Source organism: Amycolatopsis echigonensis (genome assembly GCF_002846615.1).
GTDB lineage: Bacteria > Actinomycetota > Actinomycetes > Mycobacteriales > Pseudonocardiaceae > Amycolatopsis > Amycolatopsis echigonensis.
The window spans coordinates 112503-132103 of sequence record NZ_PJMY01000001.1 but is presented as its reverse complement, the minus strand read 5'-3'; the positions used below and the strand labels follow the sequence as shown (position 1 = coordinate 132103).

Annotated in this window: 20 protein-coding genes; 12 read left to right on the top strand and 8 right to left on the bottom strand. The window is 69.7% G+C overall.

Going from position 1 to position 19601, the window contains the following annotated elements; translation table 11 throughout:
* The first annotated feature begins 96 nt into the window (after positions 1-96).
* From ATK30_RS00565 to ATK30_RS00555, 3 genes are all read left to right on the top strand, one after another.
* Positions 97-1095: a phosphotransferase family protein gene (locus ATK30_RS00565; protein WP_101433762.1), complete on the top strand. Its 999-nt coding sequence runs from the start codon at positions 97-99 to the stop codon at positions 1093-1095.
* A 97-nt stretch (positions 1096-1192) separates the two neighbouring features.
* Complete coding sequence (locus ATK30_RS00560; protein WP_101433761.1) at positions 1193-1666, top strand: ATP-binding protein; 474 nt, start codon at positions 1193-1195, stop codon at positions 1664-1666.
* Between the two features lie 47 nt (positions 1667-1713).
* Positions 1714-2097 (top strand): anti-sigma factor antagonist, encoded by a 384-nt coding sequence (locus tag ATK30_RS00555; RefSeq protein WP_158242417.1) that lies wholly within the window; start codon positions 1714-1716, stop codon positions 2095-2097.
* Here ATK30_RS00555 and ATK30_RS00550 read toward each other — a convergent pair.
* Both ATK30_RS00550 and ATK30_RS00545 read right to left on the bottom strand, forming a co-directional pair.
* Entirely contained in the window at positions 2094-2501 is a 408-nt protein-coding gene (locus ATK30_RS00550; RefSeq protein WP_158242416.1) for an STAS domain-containing protein, read from the bottom strand. The genes ATK30_RS00555 and ATK30_RS00550 overlap by 4 nt on opposite strands.
* Positions 2502-2763: 262 nt before the next feature.
* Positions 2764-3690: a PLP-dependent cysteine synthase family protein gene (locus ATK30_RS00545; protein WP_208637211.1), complete on the bottom strand. Its 927-nt coding sequence runs from the start codon at positions 3688-3690 to the stop codon at positions 2764-2766.
* A 52-nt stretch (positions 3691-3742) separates the two neighbouring features.
* On the opposite strand from ATK30_RS00545, the gene ATK30_RS00540 reads away from it, so the two are divergent.
* Together ATK30_RS00540 and ATK30_RS00535 are read left to right on the top strand one after the other, a co-directional pair.
* Entirely contained in the window at positions 3743-4417 is a 675-nt protein-coding gene (locus ATK30_RS00540; protein WP_101433758.1) for a winged helix-turn-helix transcriptional regulator, read from the top strand.
* Entirely contained in the window at positions 4410-4919 is a 510-nt protein-coding gene (locus ATK30_RS00535; RefSeq protein ID WP_101433757.1) for a hypothetical protein, read from the top strand. The genes ATK30_RS00540 and ATK30_RS00535 overlap by 8 nt, the downstream gene beginning before the upstream one ends.
* Positions 4920-5196: 277 nt before the next feature.
* Here the strand turns inward: ATK30_RS00535 and ATK30_RS00530 are convergent, their stop codons facing one another.
* The 4 genes from ATK30_RS00530 to ATK30_RS00515 form a co-directional block, all read right to left on the bottom strand.
* Complete coding sequence (locus ATK30_RS00530; protein WP_101433756.1) at positions 5197-5607, bottom strand: VOC family protein; 411 nt, start codon at positions 5605-5607, stop codon at positions 5197-5199.
* Between the two features lie 46 nt (positions 5608-5653).
* Positions 5654-6409 (bottom strand): helix-turn-helix domain-containing protein, encoded by a 756-nt coding sequence (locus tag ATK30_RS00525; protein WP_244194451.1) that lies wholly within the window; start codon positions 6407-6409, stop codon positions 5654-5656.
* 112 nt (positions 6410-6521) lie between these two features.
* Positions 6522-6962, bottom strand: a complete 441-nt coding sequence (locus tag ATK30_RS00520; RefSeq protein ID WP_208637210.1) for a hypothetical protein — start codon at positions 6960-6962, stop codon at positions 6522-6524.
* 331 nt (positions 6963-7293) lie between these two features.
* Positions 7294-7983, bottom strand: coding sequence for a TetR/AcrR family transcriptional regulator (locus ATK30_RS00515; protein ID WP_158242415.1), 690 nt, complete (start codon positions 7981-7983; stop codon positions 7294-7296).
* A 119-nt stretch (positions 7984-8102) separates the two neighbouring features.
* Here ATK30_RS00515 and ATK30_RS00510 point away from each other — a divergent pair, with 119 nt between their 5' ends.
* Genes ATK30_RS00510 through ATK30_RS00500 form a run of 3 tightly spaced genes read left to right on the top strand, consistent with a single transcriptional unit; the run spans position 8103 to position 12101 of the window.
* Positions 8103-9578, top strand: a complete 1476-nt coding sequence (locus ATK30_RS00510) for an APC family permease (RefSeq protein ID WP_158242414.1) — start codon at positions 8103-8105, stop codon at positions 9576-9578.
* Between the two features lie 25 nt (positions 9579-9603).
* On the top strand, positions 9604-11190 hold the full coding sequence (locus tag ATK30_RS00505; RefSeq protein WP_101433754.1) for an amidohydrolase: 1587 nt from the start codon (positions 9604-9606) through the stop codon (positions 11188-11190).
* A gap of 11 nt (positions 11191-11201) precedes the next feature.
* The gene (locus tag ATK30_RS00500) at positions 11202-12101 is read left to right on the top strand and encodes a carbon-nitrogen hydrolase family protein (RefSeq protein ID WP_101433753.1); all 900 of its coding nucleotides are present in this window, start codon (positions 11202-11204) and stop codon (positions 12099-12101) included.
* Here ATK30_RS00500 and ATK30_RS00495 read toward each other — a convergent pair.
* Positions 12098-13048 (bottom strand): AraC family transcriptional regulator, encoded by a 951-nt coding sequence (locus ATK30_RS00495; RefSeq protein ID WP_158242413.1) that lies wholly within the window; start codon positions 13046-13048, stop codon positions 12098-12100. The genes ATK30_RS00500 and ATK30_RS00495 overlap by 4 nt on opposite strands.
* Positions 13049-13194: 146 nt before the next feature.
* Between ATK30_RS00495 and ATK30_RS00490 the strand changes: the two genes are divergently transcribed.
* The 3 genes from ATK30_RS00490 (at position 13195) to ATK30_RS00480 (ending at position 16913) form a co-directional block, all read left to right on the top strand.
* A complete protein-coding gene (locus ATK30_RS00490) occupies positions 13195-14172 on the top strand; it encodes a phosphotriesterase family protein (protein WP_101433751.1) in 978 nt (325 codons plus the stop codon).
* Entirely contained in the window at positions 14172-15695 is a 1524-nt protein-coding gene (locus ATK30_RS00485; RefSeq protein WP_101433750.1) for a class I adenylate-forming enzyme family protein, read from the top strand. Before ATK30_RS00490 ends, ATK30_RS00485 begins: the two co-directional genes overlap by 1 nt.
* Before the next feature lie 372 nt (positions 15696-16067).
* Positions 16068-16913 (top strand): ACT domain-containing protein, encoded by an 846-nt coding sequence (locus ATK30_RS00480; RefSeq protein WP_101433749.1) that lies wholly within the window; start codon positions 16068-16070, stop codon positions 16911-16913.
* A gap of 346 nt (positions 16914-17259) precedes the next feature.
* Here the strand turns inward: ATK30_RS00480 and ATK30_RS00475 are convergent, their stop codons facing one another.
* A complete protein-coding gene (locus tag ATK30_RS00475) occupies positions 17260-18156 on the bottom strand; it encodes an ATP dependent DNA ligase (protein ID WP_158242412.1) in 897 nt (298 codons plus the stop codon).
* A 498-nt stretch (positions 18157-18654) separates the two neighbouring features.
* Here ATK30_RS00475 and ATK30_RS00470 point away from each other — a divergent pair, with 498 nt between their 5' ends.
* On the top strand, positions 18655-19575 hold the full coding sequence (locus tag ATK30_RS00470; RefSeq protein ID WP_101433747.1) for an EamA family transporter: 921 nt from the start codon (positions 18655-18657) through the stop codon (positions 19573-19575).
* The last annotated feature ends 26 nt before the right edge of the window (positions 19576-19601 follow it).

Sequence of the window (19601 nt, the reverse complement as noted above, 5' to 3'; positions counted from 1 at the left end):
CAATCCCGCTGCGGCCACCGGCCCTGCTGGCCACGGACCGGAGGATGCGGAAGTAATCCAGCGGCGCGCGTGGCGTCGCTTCAGTAGGTTCTGCGGATGCGGCAATTCGCGGAAATCGAAGACCTGGCGGGGATTGTGCGTGACGCACTGGGAGCGGGATGCCGCGTAGTCACGGTGGACCGGTTGCGCGGAGGGAGCAAGAAGGGGGTGTACCGGGTCCGCCTTGGCGGAACGAGCACAGCCAGCGTGATCGTCTACAGCTGGGCCGAAGCGGAGAACTTCTGGCCAGGCGCGCGAGAAGCCGACCCGGCTGACCCGTTCGCGCCCGCCTCCGGGTTGGCCCCGTTCTTGGCCGCGCAGCGCAGCTTGGACAGACTCGGGGCACGGGTTCCGCGGGTACACCTCGCGGATGACAGCCGGTCCCGCTATCCGGCGGACGTCGCCGTGGTCGAGGACGTCTCCGGCGGCACGCTTGAAGCACTCTTCGAAACCGATCCCGCGCGCGCCGCGAAAGCCCTGGGCGACCTTGCCGAGACGCTTGAGGTGATGCACGGACACCAAGGCCAGCACTACGGCCGGGTAGATCTGCTGGAACGGAACGGACCCGTGTCTGAGGTCTCGTGCGAGCGACGGGTTCTCGACCGCGCCCTGCGGGACCTTGAGGAGGCAGCCCGGCGCGACGGGCGCATCGCGGCCGCTGGTGCCGCATTGCGCGACCGTCTGCGGGAACTGGCCGAGCGGGTGAGCCCGCGCACGGAATACGGACTTGTCCACGGAGAACTCGGACCCGACCACGTCCTGGTCGATGCCGACGGGCAACCCGTCCTGATCGACATCGAGGGCTTGATGTACTTCGACGTCGAGTGGGAACACGTCTTCCTCCAGCTCCGCTTCGGCGAGCGGTACCCCGCGCTGGTCCGGCCTGGTCTCGATCCGCGGCGGCTCGACTTCTACATGCTCGCGATGCGTCTGTCGCTGGTGGCCGGTCCGCTGCGGCTCCTCGACGGAGACTTCCCTGACCGGGCGTTCATGCAGGGGATCGCGGAGCACAACACGAAAGAAGCGCTGGCGCTCCTTCCGCTGCGGCAGCCGTGACGAACACGTCAGTTTGCTGCGAGCCACTCTCGGGTATCTCCGCCGCATGCCCGGGTAACGGAGGCTCTCGTGCCTGACATGTGAGGTTGTTCCGCTGATGTCGCTTGATCCGCAGCCGCCGGTCCGTTTCGAGCAGCCCTGCGAAGTGATGTGCGATCTGGACGGCGCGTCCTTTCGCGAGGTCCGCAGACTGGTGCGCGATATGCTCGCGGGTCGCGATGATCTCACCGCCGACGACGCGGTGCTGGTGTCGGACGAGCTGGTCAGCAATGCGCACCGGCATGGCGCCTCGCCCCGGTATTGCCGGATCGCACTGCTCGAGAGCGGACAGCGGCTGCGGATCGAGGTGGACGACGCGTCGCCGTGGCCGCCGCGGAAGCGGACGCCGGATCACACCGGGGGACGCGGGCTGGTGCTGGTCGATCAGCTCACCGATCGATGGGGCGTTCAGCAGCATCGAAAGTCCAAGACCGTCTGGGCCGAGTTCGTCCTGAACCGGCCCGCCGGCAGCGGCAAGGCTCCGCACTTGACTCTCTCGCCTGGCGACCCGCACCCGCCTTTGCCGGGCTGAGGCCGCCGGACCGGCGAGTCCGGGCGTTGGCCGCTACCGTACGGAGAGTGAGCCCTTCCGAACCCGCGCCGCACCCCGCGGAACTGCGGATCGCCCAGCGTGTCGCGGGAAGCATCCCGGTCGTCGTCGCGGTCGGCGAGATCGACGCGGACACCGCGCCCCTGCTCGCAGATGCGGTGAAATCCACGCTGGACCGGGCAGCCGGGCAGCCGTGCGTCCTCGATCTGACCGGCGTCGATTTCCTCAACTCCGCCGGGCTGACCGCGTTGGTCGACGCCACCCGGCACGGCCGCGCCCGACGGGAACCGCTGCGGATCGTGGTCGACGCCAACCGCCCGGTGATCCGGCCCATCCAGGTCACCGGCCTCGACGACGTCCTGGCGCTGTATCACACCGTCGAGGAAGCGCTCAACGCCCGCAGCGAGCGCTAGCTCAGCTGGCTGATCGCGTCGGGCACCGTCGCGAACACGGCGAACGACTGCTCGGCCCGGGTCAGGCTCAACACCCGCGCGGCAGGGCAGTTCGAGGCGACCACAGCGAAGTGGCGTCGTGCGGCGCGTGCGTGTCCGGAGGCCCGGATCAGCGCGGAGACACCGGCCACCGAGAAGAAACCGACCTGGTCCAGGTCCACGATCATGTTCTGCGGCGCGGCGGCGGCCAGGTGGTGTTCGAGCACCGGCAGGGTGGACAGGTCAACGTCACCCGCCACGGTCAGCACCACCAGATTACCGGTGTGATCGACCCGCCGGACGACGCGCAGCAGCGCCGGTGCGCGGTGGCGGGCCTTCCCGTGCGCGGCGAGCTCGCTGGTGCCGTGTCGGTGGCGAGAAACCATCACTGCGCTCCTGGGCACATGGCCGGAATGGCCGCTCGGCGCACAACCGGTTACGTGACCCGTGCGGAGACCTCCGGCAGTGGAGGTTGAGCCGTGCAGGTTTGGTCGCAACCGGCACATGCGGACAGTACACCTGCGAACACTGACAGTAGAAGCCGTAATGCCGATGGCACCGTTTCACCACCGGATCGAGTTCCCGTCGCGCGAGTTGCTCGACCGGCAGAAATTCGAAGCGTTCGCGCACGGGTGGACACAGGGTCGTTTATCCGCGCCGGTACACAGCGGTGCTGAGATACTTCAGCCCGGAATCCACCAGCAAGGTCGCGATCCTCGCGCTCGGGCCAAGGCGCTGGCCGACCTGGATGGCGGCGAGCACGTTCGCGCCGGACGAGGTCCCTGCGAACAGACCCTCCTGGCGGGCCAGGCGCCTGGCCATGTCCTCGGCGTCGGCGGTGGCGATCGAGACGATCTCGTCCGGCAGGTCCGGGTCCCACATCGGCGGGACGTAACCGATCCCGATGCCCTCGATGCGGTGCGCGCCCGGCTGCCCGCCGGAGAGCACGGCGGACTCGGCTGGTTCGACCGCGACCACTCGCAGCGCGGGATTGCGGCGCTTGAGCGGGGCCGCGGCGCCGCGCAGTGAGGCCGTTGTCCCGATCGACTGGACGAACACGTCGACCCGTCCCGCGGTCTGTGTCCAGATCTCCTCGCCCAGCGGGTGGTAGCCGGCGATGCTGTCGGTGTTGGTGAGCTGGTCGGTCCAGTAGGTGTGCGGCTGCCGGCTGAACTGCTCAGCCTCGTCGATCATGGCGAGAATGAGGGCCTTGGTGATCATTCCCCGGTCGCTCGGGAGGACGGTGAGTTCGGCTCCGAGCGCCGCCATCTGGACCAGTTTGTCCTCGCTGAACGCGTCCGAGGTGACAATCCGCAGGCGATATCCCTTCGCCGTGCAGACAAGCGCCAGGGAGGCGCCGGTGCTGCCGCCCGTGTACTCGACGACCGTGTCGCCGGGCCGCAGCCGCCCGTCGTCCTCTGCTCTGGCGATCATCGCCCGCGCCATCCGGTCCTTCATGCTGCCGGTCGGATTCTGTCCTTCGACCTTGACGAAGATCTCCGCGCATCCCTCGGGCACGACCTTGTTCAGCCGCACCAACGGGGTGTTTCCAATTGCTGTCGTCACGTCGCTCATGGATGTGATCATCAGCTGGACACGACCGGAGCGGTAGTTCAACATTTGAACCATGACGGGGTATGGGCAGTTCTGCGCGGTGGCGCGGGCCCTGGACGTGCTGGGCGAGCGCTGGGCGTTGCTGATCGTGCGGGAGTTGCTGCTCGGCGCGTCCACCTTCACCGAGATCCGCCGGGGCCTGCCCCGCATTCCGCGGGCGACGTTGTCCGCACGGTTGCGGGCCCTGCGCGCCGCGGGTGTCGTGGACGACTCCTACGGGTTGACCGACGCCGGCGTCGCGCTGGCCCCGGTGGTGCGGGAACTGGCCCGATGGGCGGTGGCCACCGAGAGCGCGGCGTTGACCGAGGACGACTTGGACACCGCCGCCCTGACTTGGGACATCCAGCGTCGGATCAACGTCGAAGCCCTCCCGGAACAGACCGTCGTGGTCGCCATCGACTTCACCGACCGGGACGAGAAGTACTGGCTGCACCTGTCGCGGACCGGGGTGAACCTGTGCGGGCAGGACACCGGGGCAGCCGTCGACATCTGGCTGGCGGCCCCGGCCATGGCGGTGACCAGATGGTGGCTGGGCGAGCGGTCCTGGGCCGAGCTGCTGCGTCATCCGGACGTGCACATCGATGGCGACCTGCCCTTGCAACGCCAGATGCACCGCTGGTTCACGCGTTACGTGTTCACCCCGGAAGCCCTGGAGACCTCCCGGAGTACAGGTACCGCTCATGGCTGACCCGCCGCACCGTGATCCCTCCCGGATCGCCCATGCGGAGCTCGACGTTTTCGCCGACTACGGCAGCTTTTTCGTCCAGGACGACACGGCGCGGCCCGATCCCGACCGCGCGTTCCTCAAAGGACTGATGAACGACCTCGTCGCCGCCGACGACGGCGTGCTCGGCGTCGGCACCGCACGCCGCATGACGCTGCCCGTCGTCCTCGACGTCCGCGCCGAAGCACCCGGCGACGACCTCGGGGGATGGGACCACGTGACCGAAAGCGGGCTCCGCGTCGCCAGCGGCCGGATCCTGGTCTCCAAATTCGACTACCGGCCAGCGGTTCCCCGCACCGCCGTCCCGTCCGGCGACTACACCGCCCGCGTCTACGCGAAAGGCTTCGACACCATCAGCGAAGACCGCGTGCAGGGCGAGGATCTCTACCGCGTGGTCCTCTGGCCTGGCCCCGTGCGCGAACCCTGGGTTCTCAAACGCTATGCGCACCTTCCGATGCCCGGCTGAGCGGTGCCGTGGACGCGCGCTACCGCCGGGTGCTCCCCGTTCGCGTACTGGAAATTCGGCCGCGAACCCTCACGAAAGCCTTGTCTGACTTGACCTTTCCGCGGGATCCGAGTTCGGGGCAGGTGGCGACGCCGCAGGAGTAGAGGGCAGTTGCTGGCCGGTCCGCAACCGTGAGGGGGAAGGTCGGGGCGACGACTCTTCGCTGTCCGGCAAGAGACGGCGGCGGTCTGCGCAGAGCGCGGGAGGCGGTTTCGAGGCGAATCACTTGCGCTGTCCGTCATTTCGGTGTGCCGGGCATGGCCGAGGCGTCGAACGAGAGCAGTTCCCAGCTGTGGCCGTCCGGGTCGTCCACCGCGCGGTTGTAGAGCCAGCCCATGTCCTGCGGAGGGCGCGGCTCGGACCCGCCCGCTTTCAGGGCAGCGTCGGCCAGCCGGTCGACCTCCTCCTTTGATTCGGCGGGCAACGCGAGGATCGACTCGATCGCGCCGGAGGCGACGGGCCGCGAGGTGAACTGGCTGAACTGCTCGTGCGTCATGATCTGCACGGTCACCGCCTCGCCGAGGGCGACCTGTGCGGAAGTCTCGTCGGTGAATTGCGGGTTGAGCACTCCGCCGAGCGCCACGTAGAACGCTGTGCTCGCGTCCAGGTCGATGACCGGAAGGTTGACGTAGATCTGGGTGAAAGCCATCGGTGCTCCTCGGTTCTCGTAGCCGGGCCTTCCGGCTGTTTCGAACCTACGGACCCACCTCGGCGTCGGTCTTGTACAGAAGCGACACCATCTCGCCGGCGGCGGGCTGCCGCAGCTGTGTCGCCGTCCGGCCGACGAACCGGGTCAGCGACCGCGCCAGGTGCGGCTGGTCGTGATACCCGGCCAGATGGACGACCTCGGTCGCGGCCACGCCTTGCCGCAGCAGCATGGTGGCCTGCCGCGCGCGCTCGATCTGCCGGATCATGCCCTGCGTCAGGCCGGTGGCCGCGGCGACCCGGCGCTGCACCGAGCGCGGTGTGACCAGCATCGGCCGCTCCCCGGAGACGACGTCGGTCACCAGCGGGTCGCGCACCAGCAACCCTGCCCGGACTAAGCGATCTACGAACGTCTCCGCGTTCTCGTAGGTGGGGATCTCCCACTCGCTGCCCTGCAGCACGAAGGAGCGCGGCGTCGTATAGGGGCTCGATACGCTGCCGTCCACAAGGCCGCGCACGGGCAGATTCCGCAGAAAGGCGCCGTGGCGGAAGATCACGCCGAAGGTGCTGCCCAGCCCGCCGTCCAACGGAACCACGGTGGGCCGGGTTTCGGGACCGCGGACCGAAACGGCGGTCGCCCCGGCCGACGCCCACACCAGCAGCTCCCAGTTCGAGTTCACGACCGACACCATGCGCTCGGGAGCGAAGCCGCCATTCGGTGCCACCCGATACACGCCCTCGATATAGGGCGAGTCGGAGACGCGGTACTCCAGCCCTGGAATCTTCTCGACCCGGTTGAGCGGCACGTCCGGAATCGTAGCGTTCAGGGATCGTGCCCTGTGCCGTTTGACGTAGCCGCTCGTGGGAGAAATCTCGAGTTCTGGTGGACCGGCGGACGGAGGCGAGCAGGCGAGTCGGTCAGCTGGCGTCGGAACGGGCGTATGCCCGGCAGGCGGGGGTTTGAGCAGTACCGAGGACGACACCGTCCCCATCAGTCAGGCAGACGGTGACGAATCCCGCGCCGCCCGGGACGTCCGCCGGCACGTCGATCGGCGGGAGCGCCTTGATGGCATCGCCGCATTGCGAGCTGGTCCCGTGTTCACCCAGTTGCTTCGAGGCATCGGCGTTGTAGGTGAATCCGATGGTCCTGCGGCAGCCGCTGCTGGCGAGCGACCGCATGGTGCCGGTCAGGCGCACTGACCGGTCGTACCACGTGATGGTTCCCCGCGTGTAGCTTGCCCCGAACGTCACGTCGAAGTTGTTGGTGGGATAGGCCGCGGCACCGGATTGAGGTGCGGCGATCACCAGCCCGGCGAGCGTGGCGACGGCGCACAGCATGGCCTTCTTCTTCGCCGACATGCGAATTCCTCCCCCAGGGTTTCGCCCGCCAGGTCGCGGACGCACCGGGCATCGTGGCAGCTCGGATGAGGGCCAGATCGACATTCCGGCAGGATTCACCCGACCAGCCCACATCGGGCGTCGGACTGACGCTCCGCTGCTGTGTTCTTCCGATTGGCCGGGGCAGGGTTTCCGCCGAGTCGGCTCAGGTGGATCACACCGGGGAGCGGTCCAACTCCTAGCCGCGGTGCTCAGTCAAGGGGAGAACAGGCCAAAGCGGTCAACAACCCAGGAGCAAGCGGCTCGCTCGGATCGGAGTCGCGCTTCGTGGAGCTGACAGCCCGCTGGTCGGCTAGGCAGGCCGGGTGCTGCGGGCCAGCCGGGTTTCGAGTCCGAAAAGGACGGTGTCGACGAACGCCAGGTAAGTCTCGCGTTCGGACACTGGTGGGAGGTCGGGGGCGAGTTCGGCGATCTGCGGGAACTCGGCGGGGGACAGGCTGCGGTACTCCTGCTGCCAGGCGGCGCGGTCGCCGGCCTGGGTATCGGGGGAGAGGCTGGCGAATGCGCTGTCCAGCGCGGCGTAGGAGAGGCAGGCGTCGGCGAACAGGCGGTAGCAGAGCGCGGCTTCCCGTTTGGGGAATCCGCCGCCGCGCAGGGCGGCGAGGAGGCGTTCGACGATCCGGAACTCGTGTTCGGTGCGGGCCGTCCGCGCGGCGGCGTACTGGCCGATCTGCGGGTGCCTGAGAAAGACGTCGTACAGCGCGGCGGCGATCGCCCGCAGTTCGTCCTGCCAGTTCTCCCGCGGTTCGCCGAGTTCGTCGAGCTGCTCGCGCAGCAGCGCGTCGACCAGGCCGCGCATCAGTTCGTCCTTGTCCCGGAAATGCCGGTAGACCGCGGTCGGATGCGCACCCAGTTCGGCGCCGATCGCCTGGAAGGTCAGCGCTTCGTCCCGCTCGCTGACGGCGAACGCGGCGGCCACGACCTTGTCGGGCGTGATGCTCCCGCGCGGACGGCGGGCGGGGCTGCTGGCGGGTTTCGTCATCGCGGCCAGCTTAACCGATGCCGTAGTCAATGGCATTGACTACGCGATTGACGATATGGCAGCCTCCCGTGACCACAGTCACTCCGGCATCCGCCGAACCCTCCTCGAACGGACTCCCCATGACGGATCTGACGGAACATCGAGAAGTCCAGCTGCGCCGCGATGCGATCGGGCTCGGCGGCGCCCTCGCCGGCACGCTGGCGAACATGGCCCCGGTCGAGGGCATCTTCATCGTCGTCGTCCTGGTGGCCGCGGCGATGGGCACGTTCACCCCGTGGGCGTTCCTGCTGGGCGCGCTCGGCATCCTGCTCACTGGGTGGAACGTCGCCCAGCTCGCGCGGCGGGTCCCGACCGCCGGGTCGTACGTCGCCTTCGCCTATCACGGCGCGGGATCGATCGCGCGCGGCCTGTCCCGCCCGGCCGCGGCGTTCACGTTCTACCTCAGCATCATGTCCGGGCCGGTCACGATTGCCGCGGTGGTCGTGTTCCTCGGCTCGTGGGTGCAGACGGCGCTGGGCCTGCCGAACTTCTGGTGGCCGGTTTTCGCCCTGCTCGCGGTCGCGTTGACGCTGCCGGTCGTGCTGCGCGGGGCCGCCGCGTCGGTGCGCACCTCGCTGCTGCTGTTCCTGCTCGAGGCGGTCGGGCTCGCGCTGGTGTCGGCGGTGATCCTGGTCCGGTCGCACTCCTCGCTGGGCGCGCCGCTGCACGCGCGGGGCGGGCAGCCGGGCGGGTGGGCCGGGCTGATCGGCATCACCTTCGCGACGTCGGTGTCCGGTTTCATCGGCTGGGAGAACGCGGCGGCGATGGCCGACGAGATCAAGCGGCCGCGCCGGGTCGTGCCGATCGCGATCCTGTCGTCGATCGTGGTCGTCGCGCTGCTCTACGTCCTGGCGACGTGGGCGACGGTGTCCGGCTACGCCGACTGGCTCGGTCCCGTGAAGGGCATGGCGCGCCTGGGCGATCTGACCAACGCCGCGCCGTACGTCGAGCTGGCCGATCACTACGCGCCCTGGCTGACCTGGCTCGTGTACCTGATCGGATTCCTCAGCCCGGCCGCCTGCTACCTGGCCGCGATCACCTCGTGCTCCCGGTGGACGTTCGCGTCCGCCCGCGCCGGTCTGCTGCCCCGTCCGCTGGCGAAGGTGAGCCCGCGCTCGCAGGTCCCGGCCGCGGCGGTGTGGCTGTGGACGGCCGCGGTGACCGCGCTGATCGTCGTGCCGTACTTCCTGGCCGACGGCAACGCGGTCACGGTGTCGGCCTACGAAGCCGGGATCGGCACGGTGCCGCTGCTGCTGGTCTACCTCCTGACCTCGCTCTACACGCCCTTCTACGTCCGCAAGCACGACCGCGGCGAGTTCTCGGTCGTCAAGCACGTGCTGCCCGCGGTGCTCGCGGTGGCGCTGGTCGGCTACGGCGTCTACGAGTTCGTGCTGCCCGCCCAGCCGCCGCCGGCGAACCGGTTCTGGATCTACATCGGACTGATCTTCGTCGCCGCGATCGCGTTCGCCGCCGTGGCGGTGCGCCGCGGCGGGCGGCGTCTGGACGTGCTCGCGGCGACCGCGCCCGACGAGAACCCGGCCCCGGCCGCAGCCTGAAACCCAGAATTGGAAAGGAATCTCGATGTCCGCAGCGGACCTGCTGCTTGTGAACACCCGCATCCGGGAAGGCGCGACGCTCAGCACGCCGACGGGAATCCTCGTGCGGGACGGGGAAATCCGGGAGATCGGCGACCCGCGCGCCCTGCGCACCGCGGCGCGCGCCGGCACGGACGCACTCGATCTGCACGGAGCCGTGACCACCGCGGGGCTGGTCGACGGCCACCTGCATCCGGCGCTGGGGGTCGAGGACACCGACGGCGTGAACCTGACCGGGTGCCGCACCCTCGAGGACGTGCGGGCGGCGCTCGCCCGGGAGACGGGGGAGTGGATCGTCGGCTGGGGCCTGGACCCGAACTGTTTCGGCGACCGGCCGGTGACCAACGCTCCGCTCGCCGATGTGTTCGGGGACCGGCCGGCAGTGCTTCGGCTGTTCGACGCGCATTCGGCGCTGTTGAGCGAGGAAGCGTTGCGGCGCGCGGGGATTGACGGGCCGCGCGAGTTCGCCGACCGGTCGGCCTTCGCCTGCGACGAGACCGGGCGGCCGACGGGGCTGGTCCTGGAATTCTCGGCACTGGAGGTCGCCTACGCGCCGGTGCCGCGGCAGCCGTTCGCGCGGCGGCGGGAACGGCTGCGCGAACTGCTCGAAGCGATGGCCGCGACCGGGCTCACCGGCGGCCACGTCATGGACTGCAACGGCGACTCGCTGGAGCTGTACCGCTCGCTGGACGAGGCGGGGGAACTGCCGCTGCGGCTGCGGATCGCGCCGTGGTGCCGCCCTGGCGACGACTCCGCCCGGCGCGCGGAACTCGTTGCCCGCCAAGGAGTCGGCGGCCGGCTGTGGGAGGTCGCCGGGGTCAAGATGTTCCTGGACGGCACGATCGACAACAGCACCGCCTGGCTCGCCGATCCGGACTGCTGCGGGCATTCGCGGGACAGCGCGTGGCGGGATCCGGGCGCGTACTCCGACGCGGTCCGCTATTTCGCCGCGCGCGGCATCCAGACCGCGACGCACGCGATCGGCGACGCCGCTGTCGCGCACGCACTGTCCACAATGGCCACTTTGTCGCCAGGATCCATGCGGCGGCACCGGATCGAGCACATCGAGACCATCCCGGACGAGCTGATTCCGCTGTTCGCCCGGCACGACGTCGTCGCGTCGATGCAACCGGCGCACGCGACCGAGTTCACCCGCGCCGACCACAGCGACAACTGGTCCCGCCGGATCGGCGAGGAACGGGCGGGGCGCGGCTGGCGGTGCCGGGACCTGCTGGACGCCGGGGCCACGCTCGTGCTCGGCTCGGACTGGCCGGTCGCGCCGTTCGACCCGCGCCCGATCCTGGCCGCGGCACAACTGCGGCGCGCACCCGGTCACCCGGATGCGGAGCCCGTCGGGCCCGCGCAGGCGCTGACCGCGCAGCAGGCGTTGCACGGCTACACCGCGGCCCCGGCCGCTGCGATCGGCGACCGTCGCGGCGGCGCGGTGGCCGTCGGCATGCGGGCGGATCTGACCGTGTGGGTCGACGATCCCGTCGGCTGCGGCCCGGATGCGCTGGCGGCGTTGCCGATCCGGCTGACCATGACCGACGGCCTGCTGTCTTTCGCGGAGTGAGGAGACAATCGATGAGCAGGCATCTCCGGATCGCGCTGGTCCAGGCGGCGGCCGAACCGTTCGAACGGTTCGCGGCCGGGCTGCGGGCACGGATGGCCTCGCCGCACGCGGCGCAACTGGTGGTCTACCCCGAATTGCACCTGTGCCCGATCGAGGGTTCGGTCGAGGAGTGGTACGCCGCGCACGCCGAGCCGCTCGACGGCCCGCGCGGCACGGCGCTCGGGAAGCTGGCGCGGGAACTGGGCATCTGGCTGATCCCCGGCACCGTGCTCGAACGCGGCCAGGACGGGAAGGTCTACAACACCGCGGTCGTCTACGACCCGGACGGCGAACTGGTGGCCGCGTACCGGAAGATCTTCACCTGGCGGCCGTACGAACCGATGTGCGTAGGCCGGGAGTTCGTGGTGTTCGACCTGCCCGGCTACGGCCGCGTCGGCCTGTCGATCTGCTACGACGCCTGGTTCCCGGAAGTCACGCGGCATCTGGCGTGGCTGGGGGCGGAGCTGGTGGTGAACGTCGTGCAGACGGCGACCGCCGGACGGGCCCAGGAACGCCCGCTGAACCAGGCGAACGCGATCGTGAACCAGATCTGGGTCGCCACGGTCAACGGCGCCGCGCCGACCGCGCTGGGCGACACGTTCCTGGTCGATCCGGAAGGCCACATCCAGGCCGAAGCCCCGGCCGCGCACGAGGCGACGCTGGTGTCCATAGTGGACTTCGACCGGGTCGCCGCCGCCCGCAAATACGGAACGAGCGGCGATTCCTGGCCGTGGGCGCAACCCGACCCGGCGGACGGGCCGCTCGACCTTCCGCTGTACGGCGGACAGCTCGACCCGGCCACCTGGCGTCCGGCGATCTCCCCGGAGACGCCCGAAAGCCTGCGCCCGCAAGGAGATCCAGCGTTCCGCTAGCCCGACGAAGCTGCGTCCTTGCGGGTTTCACGCGGACTGCAGCCGAAGTGCTCGCGGTAGGCGTGGCTGAAGGCGCTCGGGGAGGCGAAGCCGACGGACGCGGCGACGGCGGCGATGGTCTGGCCGGCGAGCGTCGGGTTGGACAGCCGGGTGCGGGCCAGGTCAAGGCGCTCGCGGCGGATGAGTTCCGTCGGGGTGGTGCCCGCCCGCGCCAGGACGGTCTGGACGTAGCGGGTCGACCAGCCGACCGCGGTCGCGATCGCGGAGACGGACAGTTCCGGATCGGTCGCGTGCTCGCGGATGTGCCGACGGACCGCGTCGAGCACGGTGCCGCCCGCGGAAGGCTCGGCCGTCGCGCCGTCTCTGGCGAGGCAGAACAGGTCGACGACGCGATCGCAGCCGGCGTCGAAGTCGGCGCCGGACAGGTGTGCCCGCTCGCGCAGCAGGCTCACCACGAGGTCCCGGCTCGCTCGTGCCAGGCCTTTGCTCCCGAACACGCGATGGCCGCGGATCGCTCGCGAGCCGAGCCGGCCTTCGACGCGCTCGGCCGGCACCAGCAGGGTGAGCGCGGCGGCATCGGCGCCTTGCCCGCACTGGAACGGGACGTCGAACGGCACCAGTGCCATTTCGCCCGGTTCGAGCTGCCGCACGGCGCCGTCCGGTCCGACGTTGAGGCTGCCGCGCAAGGGGACGAGCAGTTCGTAGTGGCCGCGCGGATCGCGGCGGACGTCGCGGGCACGACGGGTGACGAGTTCGGTGTCGCCGGTCCAGCCGATGAGCTGATAGGTCGGAGTGTGCTGGCGGACGAGCCGGGCGCGGTAGACGTCGGTGTCGAACGCGAAGTCGAAGCGCCCGTGCGCCGCCCGGCACCAGTCCCGCCACGCGTCCTGTGCCGCGGCCCCGACGGTCGTGCCGTCGCCCACGGCAAGGCTGTCCAGCTGGTACACCGTCGTCACCTCCTGGCGGTTCCGCCGAGCATAATTGCCCTCGTGCGCGTTCGCGACAGAACTGTGCGCGCCGGCGAATGACAGACCCGCCTCCCGGCGGTTTGACTCCTGGCCACCAGTCAACGACGACGAGGCGGAGGCAGCTCATGGTCGCGACCGTTCGCGGGCCGGTCAGCACGGACCAGCTCGGACCGACGTTGATGCACGAACACGTTTTCGTGCTCACCCCGGACATCATGGCCAATTACGGGCACGACTGGTGGAACGAGGACGAACGCGTCGACGACGCGGTGGCGAAGCTGCGGGCGCTGAAGGCCGCGGGCGTCGACACGATCGTCGACCCGACGGTGGTGGGGCTCGGTCGCTACATCCCGCGCATCCAGCGGGTCAACGCCGAGGTCGACATCAACATCGTCGTGGCGACCGGGTTGTACACGTTCGACGAGATCCCGCATTATTTCCACTATCGCGGTCCGGGCGCGATGTTCGACGGACCCGAGCCGATAACCGAACTGTTCACCCGGGACATCACCGAGGGCATCGCGGACACCGGCGTGCGCGCGGCGTTCCTCAAGGGCGTGGTCGAGGAACGCGGCCTGACCCCGGACCAGCAACGCGTGCAGGCCGCGATCTGCGAAACGCACCTGGCCACCGGCGTGCCGATCACCGTGCACACCAACTCCGCGCACCAGACGGGGCGGCTCGCCCTCGAGTTCTACCGCGAGCGCGGCGTGGACTTGACGAAGGTCGTCATCGGACACGCCGGTGACAGCAACGATCTCGACTACCTCAAGTGGATCATGGACACGGGCGCGACGATCGGCTGCGACCGGTTCGGCCTCGACCTGTTCAACCCCACCGCCGACCGGGTCGCGACGATCGCCGCGCTGTGCGAGCAGGGCTACGCCGACCGCATCGTCCTCTCTCACGACGCGGCCTGCTACATGGACTTCTTCTCCGGCGAGGAGTCCCAGCGGCTCCTGAAGCAGACGGTGCCGAACTGGAACTACCTGCACATCAGCGAAGACGTCCTGCCCGCGTTGCGCGAGCACGGCGTCAGCGACGAGCAGATCACCGTGATGATGGTGGACAATCCGCGTCGCTACTTCACCCCGGGGGCGTGATGACCGAGACCAAGCACGGGCCGTTCGACCTGACCGGGATCACGCGCGGACCCGACGGCGTGGCACGGTACGACAACATGCCTGAGTCGCTGGTGGCCGCGGTACGGGCGTCCGTCCAGGCGCATCCCGAGGTCGAGGCGGTCGTCGAAGTCGACGGGCCTCGCCTGACCTACGCACAGCTGTGGGAACGCGCGTCCGAAGTGGCGGGCGGCCTGCGGGAGCGGGGGATCGCTCCCGGCGACCGCACCGCCATCCTGCTCCCGGCGGGTGCCGACTGGGTGTGCGCGTTCCTGGGCAGCGTCCTCGCCGGGGCGATCGTGGTGCCGGTGAACACGCGATTCGCCGAACCTGAGGTCGACTACGTGCTGACCGACTGCGGTGCCACGTATGTGTTCAAGGAAGGCGAACCGCTGCCTTCCGGCCCGGCGACCGTGCACGACGAGGCCGTGCGGACAGACCCGGCCGCGATCTTCTACACCAGCGGCACGACCGGTTTTCCCAAGGGAGCCATCACCACTCACGAGAACTTTCTGTCCAATGTGGAGACCGCGATCCGGGTACTCGAACTGGACCGCGCCGACGGGCCCTCGCTGCGCAACCTGATCTCGGTCCCGCTGTTCCACGTGACGGGATGCAATACCCAGCTGCTGGTCCAGCTCTCGCTCGGCGGCACGACGGTGATCCTGCCCGCTTTCGAGACCCGCGGATTCCTCGCCGCGATCGCGGAGGAGCGGATCAACATCCTCGTCACGGTGCCGGCGATCTACAGCCTGGCGATCGCGCATCCGGACTTCGCGGCGCTCGACACCGGCCGCGTGCTCCGGGTGGCCTACGGCGGCGCGCCGATCGCGCCGGCGTTGGTCGCCCGCATCAAAGAGGCGTTTCCGTCGGCCAAGGTGGGCAACGGGTTCGGGCTGACCGAGGTGGCCTCGATCGCGACCTACCTGCCGCACGAGTGGTCGACCGAGCACGCCGACTCGGTCGGCTTCGCCGTTCCGGTGGTGGATCTGGCCGTCGCCGACGCCGATCCGCGGACCGGGGTCGGCGAACTCCTGGTCCGGGGACCGAACCGCGTTCCCGGCTACTGGAACAAGCCCGAGGCCACGGCGTCGGCGATCGTCGACGGCTGGCTGCACACCGGCGACCTCGCCCGCATCGACGACGAAGGCCTGGTGCACATCGTGGACCGCGCCAAGGACATGATCAACCGCGGCGGCGAGAACGTGTACTGCGTCGAGGTCGAGAACGCGCTGGCCGGCGCGCCGCACGTCGCGGAGGCGGCCGTCGTCGGGGTGCCGGACGACGTGCTGGGCGAGAAGGTCGGCGCGGTCGTGGTGCCGTCGTCGCCCTCGTTCGACGTCGCCGCGATGCTGGACTACCTCGACCAACGCCTCGCCGACTTCAAGGTCCCGCAGTACGTCGCCGTGCACGACACGCCCTTGCCGCGCAATCCCGGCGGCAAGGTGCTCAAGAAAGCGCTGCGCGAAGAGACGGCATGGGGTGCGCCGGTGCGAGGACGGTAGTTTCAGCCCGCGGTCAACGCGGCAAGCAATCGTCCTTTGTGGATCGAAAGCCGGACGTTCTGGGCTGCATTCGGGCGGACGTGCTGCGCGTTCCGGTTCAAAGCGATGGCTCATCCCGAACATTGCCGCAGCTGCTGCGCTCTCCGCCTCCCCGTCGTGGATTCTGTACGCTCGGCAGGCACCGATCCTCGCGCTTCAGTATGGGCGACGCCTGAGGTCGGCGGAGATCAGCGTTGCGCAGCAGCAAACTCCGGACCGCGTCGTCGACACCTTCCGCGGGGCCGACCTTGGCGGGGCGAGCGGACCCGTCCGGTTAACTGAATCGTGACAGGTCGGTGAGAGCGAGGTAATGCGAGCACGGATGCTGGTCGTATGAGCGAAGCCGAGGCACGGCCGAAGGCCGTCAAACGAGCGAGGATCTCGATGAGCCGCGAGCTGATCGAGCTGGCGGCGTTGTTCATCGCCACGGGTGTCGCCGATTTGTTCGTCAGCACCTTGTCGCAGAACCGGGTCGGGCCGGTCGTGCTGTTCACCTTGGGCGGGCTCTTGATCGCCACTGTCCTGTGGAGACGGTGGTGGACGCACCGTCCGCGGCCTGATCCGGCGCACCCCGCCGCGAACGATTGCCCGCCGCGGACCGGGGTGGCGTGGCGGGTGCGTGCCACTGTGCGGGATGTGCCGGGCAGCCTGGCTGGGGTCACGACCGTGTTGGCGGCGCACGGGTGCGACATCGTCTCCTTGCAGGTGCTCGCGGTACCGGACGGGGTGGTGGACGAGTTCCTTGTCCGCGCGCCGGGCGGGGCGACCGCGGCGGATATCGCGACGGTCGTCGAACGGGGCGGCGGCCGGGAGGTGCGGGTCGTGCCGGCGGACGCGCACGAGTTCGTGGACCTGCCGACTCGCGTGCTGAGGATCGCGGCCGCGCGCGAGCCGGACCTGGATCAGCTCCTCAGGGCGGTCATGGGCGACTGCGGCATCGAACGAAAACCGCCCGGGCGGCGCGGGACGGTGCGCGGCGAGGGCATCGACGGAACGGTGATGCGGCTGGCCGAGGCCGAAGGCGGCACGGTGACGGTGACCCGGTCGCTGCCGTTCACGCCGGCCGAGTTCGCCAGGGCCAAGGCTGTTCTGGATCTCCACCGCCGCCTCTCCGTGCCGACCGCGGCAGTCCCGGCTCATGGCGGCGATTCACCGGCGATCGGAGCACCGCTCGGTTAGGGGCGCGCACTCCGGCCGTCGGAGGGGATCGCGAGGGAAGGGCCTCCGTCCTTGTCAAAGACGAATGCGGGGCAGTCGATCGGCGCCGCGTTGCTCGACCGAATGGCTTCCGCGTACTGGGGCAGTGGGCGCTTGTTGCGACCGGGAAACGGACGCGACAAGGATGCGCGTCTGCACGGCCTCGTCAGGGGAGGCCGGGTTATCCCCTTGCGTCCCAACGTCTTCGTCTATCGTCCCGTCGCGGGCAAGACGCGGGGTGGGGACTCGCAGCCGCCCGGAATTCGGTGACGCCGACCAAAACCGCCGCCCCCCGCGGGACCTCCGGAGGCCGCGAAGAGGAGACGAGCTAATCGGCGAGATGGGTGAGCCGCAGCCGCAGTGATCCGCTCCAGGCTTGGTCGCGGGGGTCGATGTCGGTGCGCAGGCCGCGCCAGGTCGGTTGCCGGAGGCGGCCGTCGGCGGTGATGGCGCGGTAGTTCACGTCGGCGATCAGCGTGGGCCGGACCCAGCGGGCGTTCCGGTCGCGGCCGGTCGGGCCGCGGCCGGTGAAGGGACAGCTGTCGGTGGCGAGTTCCTCCAGGACGGACGCGAGCGCCCGCCGGGACGCGTCGGTGAATCCCGAGTGGACCCGGCCGATGTAGACGAGCTGCCGGGCCTGGGTGTAGACGCCGAGGAGGACGGCGCCGACGTGATCGGGTTCGTGGTCCTGGCTCGGCTGCCAGCCTCCGATGACCGCTTCGCAGCCGCGCAGCAGATCGAGTTCGATCCAGTCCTGCGACGCTTGTCCCGGCCGGTAAGGCGAGGCCAGGTGTTTGCCGACGATCCCGGCGGCGTCGTGCTGCCGCGCCAGCTGAGCGAGCTGAGCCGGGCCGAGGCCGCGGTGGCTCGGGAGTATTTCGATCACCGGCGAGCGGCTGAGGCCGAGGCTGCGGAGAAGTTTGCGACGCACGGCGTAGGGCTCCGCGGTGAGGTCGTGGCCGTCGATGCGAAGCACGTCGAAGGCACGGTAGGACGGCTTGTCGCGGGGTGGCGAGATGACGCCGTCGAGGACCAGCTTGCGGCCGCCGAGGTCGTCGGCCATCCGGGCCAGCGCGGGATGGCTGCCCGGCGCCGGAGCACTGTCGCGGCCTTGCCAGCGCAGTCCGTGTTCGTCGAGAACGGCCAGCGCCCGGACTCCCGCCTGCTTCAGTTCCCACGCCCAGCCGCGCTGGTTGACCGGCAGCCGGCCGGCCACGGCGGTCATGGGGCTGAGCGTGCGCTCGGGTCGCGGTCGCGTAGTCATGGCGGGGATGCAAACACGGGAAGGAAACCGCCAGCGGTACTGCCGGTGAACGCGTCCTTCCGAGGACGGTAACCGGTGCAGCTCGGTGGTGGTTGTCACAGCGGGGTGCCGCGGCGATGACGATCACCGGATCGCGGTCGGCTTTCGGCCCCGATTTTGGGTGTTGTGCCGTTCTTGGCGGAATTCTCGCTGGACCGTTAGGCGCAATACCGCACGGTTCACCTGGAATTGGTTTCGCCGGCGACGGCCTCGGCAATAGCCTGCGAGGCTCGCGACTGACGGCCGGGCGGGGGCTCGGCCATGTCTCGTTGCCCGGTGATTAACCGCGCGTTGCTTGTCCGCCGCCGGTCCGCGACTGAGGATGGGCTCACCTTTCCGGCGGGTTTCGCGGAGAACGCGAAAGCGGTTTTCGCCAGTTCGGCCCGCCGGCACCCGACCTTTTGCGGGGAATGATTCCGGATGAAATCGGCTAACTCGGTGCTGGACGCTGCCCTGACCGCGGTGGCGCCGGCGATCTGGGGCAGCACCTATCTGGTGACCACGGAATTGCTGCCGGCGGACCGGCCGTTGCTGGCCGCGGCGGTCCGGGCCTTGCCGGCCGGGCTCGTGCTGCTGGCGGCGACCCGGGCGCTGCCCCAAGGGATCTGGTGGTGGCGCGCGGTCGTGCTGGGCCTGCTCAACATCGGCGCGTTCTTCTGTCTGTTGTTCGTCGCGGCCTACCATTTGCCGGGCGGTGTGGCGGCGCTGATGGTGTCGGCACAGCCGATGCTGGTGCTCGTGCTGTCGGCGATGCTGTTGCGCACCAGGATTTCCGGCCGGCACCTCGTGTCCTGCGCGCTGGGCGCGGCCGGCGTCGCGATGCTGGTGTTGCGTCCCGACGCCGGCGTGGACGCGATCGGCGTGCTGAGCGGTCTCGGCGGTGCCGCGTGCATGGCAGCGGGCGTGGTGCTGACGAAGCGATGGGGGCGTCCGGAAGGCGCGAGCCTGCTCGCGTTCACCGGATGGCAGCTGACCGTCGGCGGGCTCGCCGTGCTGCCGCTCGCCTTGCTGGTCGAGGGAGTGCCCGGGCACGTCTCCGGCACCAACCTGGCCGGGTTCGCCTATCTCAGCCTCGTCGGCGCCTTGCTGGCTTACCTGATCTGGTTCCGCGGCATCGAACGGCTTCCCGCTCTCGCCGTGTCGTTTCTCGGGTTCGCGAGCCCCCTGGCCGCGGCGGTGCTCGGCTATGTCGTTCTGGGGCAAGGGTTTTCCGTGCTCCAGGCCGCCGGCGCCGTGGTGATCGTCGTCGCCGTCGAGCTCGCCCAGCCCCGTTCCCCGCGGCTTCCGCCCGCCGAAAGCCGGCCGGCCTCCTCCCCGTCCCTGCCCACCCCGTCGTCCTGACCGGACGCTCGCCTGCGAGGAAGACA